This is a genomic window from Streptomyces sp. NPDC006551 (genome assembly GCF_040611675.1).
GTDB lineage: Bacteria > Actinomycetota > Actinomycetes > Streptomycetales > Streptomycetaceae > Streptomyces.
In genome coordinates this window covers 44,456-50,620 of the sequence record NZ_JBEXOT010000045.1, presented here as the reverse complement: position 1 = coordinate 50,620, position 6,165 = coordinate 44,456, and the positions used below count along the sequence as shown (strand labels likewise).

Here is a 6,165-nt window from a genome sequence, read left to right as displayed (position 1 = left end):
GATGCACAACCTCGCCCTCGCCGGATAGGCCAGCGGGCCGCACGGCGGCCCACCACGCCCGAGGCGTCAAAGATCATTAACGGGACAGCCCTTAGACCGCCTTTCTGTGGATCGCCTTTCGGGACGAATGCACGCTTTCATCAGTTACGCCCTACTCAACTCGCGTGCATCGCCGGCCTTGAGCGCGTGTCATCGAACTTGTGCTAGGGAGCCGCCTACCTTCCTAGCCGCCGCTGCCGGACAAGGCCGGCCTTGTCCGGCAGCAGTTTGCCCCGAAACGCAAAGAGGCCCAGTTCTGTGGCAGTCGCCACGGAACCGGGCCTTCGTCGTACAGAGCCATTCAGTTGGGTGAAGGCGCCCAGGTAGTCCGGGCGGCTCGGTGGGGGAGCGTGGAGTCTGGGTGCCGTCGGTGGCCGGGCTGCCCGCTCATGGGCGGCAATCAGGTCGGTGATCGTGTCGGGGTTCGCGACCTCGCCGACCCAGCGGCCGGACGCGGTGAACACCGGCACGGCGTCGGCGTCCGCGTTGAAGACGGCGACGTAGTCGCCCCACCGGTCCATCAGCGTAGCCAGCCGCGGTCGGTGTAACCGAGCTGGCGGCCGTGGAGGTAGGCCGCGGCGTGCGGGGTGTCGGCGTGGACCAGGGCGGTCGCGTCCGGTCCGCAGGAGGTGAGGTAGTTCCACTGGCCGCCGAGCTCCTGGGCGAGTTCGGCGCCGTCGATTGGTCCTTCCGTATAGGGACGACCGTCACATTGACGCCGGAGTCGTGCGCGTATCGAATGCGTCCTGCCAGCTGAGTCCGGTGGCACGAGACTGTACGTGGTCAGGTGGCGGCGGTCAGGCACTGCCGCTCTCCGTTGACGGTTGAATCCACCAGTACGTAGGGTCGTCTGAACTATTCGACTCTGACGAGCTGGGGGGCACCACAGAGTCGCTATCGGGGGGTACAGAGACGGCGGCCGGCACTTGGTTTCGTGTCTTCAAGGCTTGCCCGGCATCGTGATGTGGCGGTCCCCTTCTCAGTCCATTTCATCGGACTCTTCATGACCACATATCTACGCCGTGCGGGCATCGCGCTGGCGAGCCTCGTCGCCGTCGTGGCGACGCAAGCGGTCCTGGCCGCGCCGCAAGCCGTCGCCGCGGACTGGCCGGTCCCGTCCGGTTCGACCGTCGCCAAGCCACTCACACCCGTGTCCAATTCGAAGGCGAAGCTCGAGTACACGGATCTCACGGACGTCGCGAACAAGCTGCAGGCCGCCAATCCGACTGCCCTCAGGGACCACAGCATCGGCACGGTCGTCAGCGCAGCGGACCTTGATGGCGTTGGCCTTGATGGACGTAGGTCCTGTTTCACGGACCCCGGGGACGAAGTCCTCGCGACTTCCACCGGCTTCTGCTGGAACGCAGAGGACACGAGCACCACGGTGTGGATGCCGCAAGGCGTCGCGACCAACACCGAAGCATCCCTCCCCGTCGACGGGCGCCAGATCGTCATCGGCTCCTGGTACAAGACCGAGGAGGGGCAGAAGAATCAAGCTTCACGCCTCACCATCGCCAACGCCTCGGACACCACCCGCGTCCGCTACATCCGCGTGATGCTCGTCGAACCGGATGGCACCTCCTTCCGGAGGCTGGCGACCCATGCCGACGCAGTCGTCTGGTACAAGAACTGGCTGTTCGTGGGTAACGGCGAAGGCTACTGGGTATTCGACGCCAACAGGTTCTGGAAGGTCGACCCCTCACGGACTCATATGGGCAAGGGCGCGGACGGCATCTTCGGAGCCGAGGGATATTCCTACGCTCTGCCGCTCGTCGGCAAGTACTACGACCCTGAACAGATCACGATCCCGCACGCCATGGACCCCGCCCAGGATCAGAAGTTCGAGTGCGGGACGTGGCACCGAGAGGACCCCACCGACTCTCCTTGCCACGGGGGTGCGTCTCTCGACCTGAGCAACGGTGCTCACCTCGTCAGCGCCGAAGTTACCGCGCGCAAGACGACCGGCGTGGTGGAAGGGTTCGGCGGCACGATCGCCCGCTGGCCCTTCGACTCCTCGACCGGACTCCTGCGCCACTCAGGGCTGTCGGCCAGCGGCAAGCCCGTCGCCCGGCCCACCGAGGTGCTCTTCTCGCCGATCCTCGGCGCCCAGGGAATCGTCTCCCGCGACAACACCTACCTCATTCCCGCCCCTTGCCCCGAATACGTTCCCGGCGGGGCGGCGATGAACAGCTGCATCTACCGCGCGCTGCCGAAGCAGCCCGTCCAGCTGTGGAAGCGCGTCTCGAAGCACATCGAGAACCTCGCCTACGAAACCGTCGACGGCAAGGTTCAATTGTGGATCAGCAACGAGAGCACCAGCCGCGTGATGGAACGTGTCGAATGGCCTCAGCTCGGCGGGCCGCTGCGACTGATCACCGACGCCGGTGGGGACACCAAGACCGACGGAATCCGCGACATGTTCGCCGTGGATCATAGGGGCCTGCTGTGGCGGTACGACGGAACCGGCAGCGGCGGCTACCACACGCCTGAGCTCCTCGGCGGCGGCTGGGGCGGCATGACCAAACTGGTCGGCGCAGGCGACCTCACCGGGGACCGCCGGCCCGACCTCCTCGCCGTCGACGGCGAAGGCAAACTGTGGCGCTACAACGGCGACGGAAACGGACGGCACTCCGCGCCCCTCTACGTAGGCGGAGGCTGGAACGGTATCCGCCTCCTCACCAATGCTGGTGACGTGACGTCCGACGGATTCCCCGACCTCTACGCCGTCGACACCACCGGCACCCTGTACCTGTACCCGGGCACCGGCACCGGCGCGCACAAGGCCCGTGTGGCCGTCGCAACCGGCTGGAACGTCTACAGCCGGATCACAGGAGCCGGGAACCTGAACTCCGACGACAAGCCCGACCTGCTCGCGGTGCACGGCACCACCGGACACCTGTACCGGTTCGACGGCGACGGAGTCGGCGGCCATAGCCTGCCCACCGACCTCAAGGGCGGCTGGGAGGCGTTCGACACCCTCATCGGAGCCGGCAAGCTCAACGCCGACGCCACCGACGACCTGGTCGTCAGAGAAAGCTCCACCGGCGAGTTCAAGCTCTACGCAGGCACCGGCAACGGCACCTTCGCCACGCCACAAGCCTGGCACTTCTGACCGCACACCTACCGGAACACGGCGCCCGCGACCGCCTATCCAGCGGCGCGGGCGCAGCCCATCCCCCTCCGCCGCGCCGCCCCATCGCCCCACCCACGGTCTTCAAGAACGGGTTTTGAACCAACGGACCTTGACCGCCTCTGAAACGCACCAAGGCCGGTACCCCTGCGGACTCGCAGGGGTACCGGCCTTCGGCGTGTTCGTACAGTCAGAGGCCGTCCGTCGGGGCCGGCGAACCGGACCAGGGCTGCTGAGCCCGTCGAACACAGTCTCTTCGTCCAGCAATTTCACGGCGCGGCGCCTGCGATCCTTGGTCCCGTTGGGCAGCGGCGGACTCTCCGGCCGGCTAGGAGCCGCCCAGAGCTTCCTGCAGTCAGTCGTTCCAGAACGGTGCGAGGGGACGTGGTGGCGGTGGCCGTCAGGCGTCACCGCCATTCACGCGCTCGTGGATGTCGATGAGGGTGGCAATGGCATCGGGGTTGTCCGCCAAGCCGACCCACTGCCCGAGCGCGGTGAAGACGGGGACCTCGTCGCGGTCGACGTCGAAGATGACGCAGTAGTCGCCGTAGCGGTCCATCACCATGTCCCGCATGACCGGGACCAGTGCGGTGTCCAGGACCTCCAAGGCGTCGACGGTGAGCAGGGCGGGCTCGCCGGGCGCCGACGGCTGGACCAGGGTGCCGGTCGCGCGCAGCAGGTCGCCGGGCTGGATGGCGGTCAGTAGCTCGTGCGTGATGCGGGGCTCTGCGCTGGTGCAGGTGACAACTGTGTCGGGGGCGTCCTCGTCGAGCGTGTCGGTGTCGGCGGGTCGGACGACCAGGTCGAAGGTGGCGGTGCCGCGCGGGCCGGGGGCGGGGATCGCGTCGACCCAGCCGTAGACGGCGCAGTGCTTGGTGTTCATCAGCTGGCCTCCGCCAGGGTCTTGGTGGGGCGAGGGGAGCGGGGCCGGGGGGTGTACTGCGCGAGGACCAGGAGCTCGCGGTTGCGCTGGCGCTGTGCGTCGGTGAGGGGCCGTCCCTTCGCGCCGTGGCGGTGCCAGAGCGGCGAGGCCGGCGGCTCGGGGTAGGCGAGGGCGTTGTCGACGTCACGGTTGCTGCTCATGGGGGCCTCCTGGTGGAGGTGAGGGGTTCAGGCGTAGTCGGTGGTCCCGCTGCCCCTTGGGCGGGTCGGAGACGAACCGGGTCTCGCCGGGGTGCGCCTCGTTCCAGAGCTCCGCGCAGACCTTGTGCACGGGCTCTTTGGGGTGGGACCTCAGCGGGGTGGTGGTGCCGCACAGCACGTACGGGGCGGGCTGCCCGAAGTGCGAGGAGTGGCGCCAGTTCAGGAGCTGGACCGGCGCCACGGGCTGCTCCGGAGGCGTGGGCACCGCGCGCAGATGGGGGCGCCGGGCGGTCACGGCCGCAGGTCGGGCAGCTGCTGGAGGACCTGGGCGATGAGGTCCGGCGTCGGTCTCCACGCGGGGAGCGCGCCCGTGGCGGGCAAGGGCAGGGGCAGCTCGCGGACGTCGTCGAGGACCAGGTGGTGCGCGTCGCGCTGCGCCCAGGGGCTGGTGCAGTGCTCGGGCCCCTGGTCCAGGTGGCAGTCGGTGAGCCGTGCGACGCCGATGACCGCGCCGCGATGCAGCTCGCGGCCGCGGATCGCGGTGGCCACCAGCGGGTCACGCAACAGGGCGGGGTCCGGCTTCGCCTTCCCGGCGTGGTGAGGACCCAGCCGCGCCACGGCCAGTGGGCGGGCCTGTTCTCCGGGGTCTTCCCGGCGAGGATGCAGGTGGCCCAGGGCTGGCGGATCGTAATACCGCGGATCCAGTCGCCGCCTTCGAGTTCGGTCGTCATGCGGCACGCTCCAGCGGCGCGGTGCCGGGGCGGCCCTGCCGGCGGCCGTTGACGGTCGGCGCCTGGAGGTCCTCGATCTCCGCCCAGCCGTACCGGCCGGAGTGCTTGGTGCGGTACATCGAGACGTCCGCGCCGCGCATCAGAGCGGGCAGGGCGTGGATGCCGAGGTAGTCGGGGACGGCGGCGCCGACCGACGCGGCGACCGCGACGGGCCCGGCCTCGGTGGGCACGGGCTCGTGCAACGCGTCCACAAGGTCCTGGAGGTGCTGCTCCATCGCGTCCTCGCGGGCCTGGGTGTCCACTCGGGTGGCGACGGCGAACTCGTCCCCGCCCAGGCGGCCGACGACTCCGTGGGGCCCGGCCCAGCGGGCGAGGCGCTCGCCGGTCGCGGCGAGCGCGGCGTCGCCGGCCGCGTGGCCGTGGGTGTCGTTCAGGCCCTTGAAGTGGTCGAGGTCGACCAGGCAGAGCACGGAGTCCTGCCGGTGGCGGGCGAGCAGGCGCTGGGCGCGGCGCTCGAACGCGGCACGGCGCTGGGCTCCGGTGAGCGGGTCGCGGCGTTCGGCCTCGAGGTGCCGGTGGAGCGTGAGCGCGTGGAGGGTCCAGCCGGTGAGCGGGACCGCGAGGGTGGTGATGAGGAGAGCGCGCTGCCCGATCGGTTCCGGAACGCGCGTGGCGGGGTTCATACTTGGATCTCCCTCTCGTCTCGTACGGGTTGGGTGACCCGGGGCAGGCGAACTGGTTTGGACGCCGATGTGCGCCTGTCCCGGGGCGGAGCTACAGCGCGAAGTCGCTGCGGGTGCAGCTGAGCGGGTTGTGCCAGCGACCGGCCTTCGCGGCCGTCCACTCCATCTCCCAGCCGGGCCGCAGCCCGGACGCTCCCCAGCTGTCCGGCTGCTTGCCGGGGATCTCGAGGCCGGCCGTGTGCGCGGCGTCGTACACCTCGTGCGCGCGGCGCAGGGCCGTGGTGGGGGAGTCCGCTTCGCCGGTGAAGACGTGCAGACCCCGCAGGGCCGGGTTGGCGGTGTCGTGTATCGGGACGTCGACCTCGTAGAACTCGCGGTTCGGCATGACGACCCATCTCCTTCCTTGCCTGGTGCGTGAGGGGCCATCGCGACGTCCCGGCCCTGACGGTGGTGTCGGGGCCGGGGCGGTGTGGAAGCCCGTCGCGGTCGCGACGGGGAG

Annotated in this window: 8 protein-coding genes and 1 pseudogene; 1 reads left to right on the top strand and 8 read right to left on the bottom strand. The window is 69.5% G+C overall.

From position 1 onward, the window contains the following. Positions 1-215: 215 nt before the first annotated feature. Positions 216-560 carry a hypothetical protein gene (locus tag ABZY12_RS29005; protein ID WP_356895419.1) on the bottom strand — a complete coding sequence of 115 codons (345 nt, stop codon included), beginning with the start codon at positions 558-560 and terminating at the stop codon, positions 216-218. Beyond that, a complete protein-coding gene (locus tag ABZY12_RS29000; RefSeq protein WP_356895417.1) occupies positions 560-844 on the bottom strand; it encodes a hypothetical protein in 285 nt (94 codons plus the stop codon). The genes ABZY12_RS29005 and ABZY12_RS29000 overlap by 1 nt, the downstream gene beginning before the upstream one ends. Positions 845-1,042: 198 nt before the next feature. Here ABZY12_RS29000 and ABZY12_RS28995 point away from each other — a divergent pair, with 198 nt between their 5' ends. After that, complete coding sequence (locus ABZY12_RS28995; protein WP_356895415.1) at positions 1,043-3,151, top strand: VCBS repeat-containing protein; 2,109 nt, start codon at positions 1,043-1,045, stop codon at positions 3,149-3,151. 418 nt (positions 3,152-3,569) lie between these two features. Here the strand turns inward: ABZY12_RS28995 and ABZY12_RS28990 are convergent, their stop codons facing one another. The 6 genes and pseudogenes from ABZY12_RS28990 to ABZY12_RS28965 all read right to left on the bottom strand — a co-directional run bounded on the left by ABZY12_RS28990 (position 3,570) and on the right by ABZY12_RS28965 (position 6,051). Further along, a complete protein-coding gene (locus ABZY12_RS28990; RefSeq protein ID WP_356895413.1) occupies positions 3,570-4,052 on the bottom strand; it encodes a hypothetical protein in 483 nt (160 codons plus the stop codon). Beyond that, complete coding sequence (locus tag ABZY12_RS28985) at positions 4,052-4,252, bottom strand: hypothetical protein (protein ID WP_356895411.1); 201 nt, start codon at positions 4,250-4,252, stop codon at positions 4,052-4,054. Before ABZY12_RS28985 ends, ABZY12_RS28990 begins: the two co-directional genes overlap by 1 nt. Next, entirely contained in the window at positions 4,236-4,547 is a 312-nt protein-coding gene (locus ABZY12_RS28980) for a hypothetical protein (RefSeq protein ID WP_356895409.1), read from the bottom strand. The genes ABZY12_RS28985 and ABZY12_RS28980 overlap by 17 nt, the downstream gene beginning before the upstream one ends. Further along, a pseudogene (locus ABZY12_RS28975) lies at positions 4,544-4,983 on the bottom strand (hypothetical protein). Before ABZY12_RS28975 ends, ABZY12_RS28980 begins: the two are co-directional and overlap by 4 nt. Then, positions 4,980-5,666 carry a GGDEF domain-containing protein gene (locus tag ABZY12_RS28970; protein ID WP_356895407.1) on the bottom strand — a complete coding sequence of 229 codons (687 nt, stop codon included), beginning with the start codon at positions 5,664-5,666 and terminating at the stop codon, positions 4,980-4,982. The pseudogene ABZY12_RS28975 and the gene ABZY12_RS28970 overlap by 4 nt, the downstream one beginning before the upstream one ends. Positions 5,667-5,757: 91 nt before the next feature. Beyond that, a complete protein-coding gene (locus ABZY12_RS28965; RefSeq protein ID WP_356895405.1) occupies positions 5,758-6,051 on the bottom strand; it encodes a hypothetical protein in 294 nt (97 codons plus the stop codon). Between the last annotated feature and the right edge of the window lie 114 nt (positions 6,052-6,165).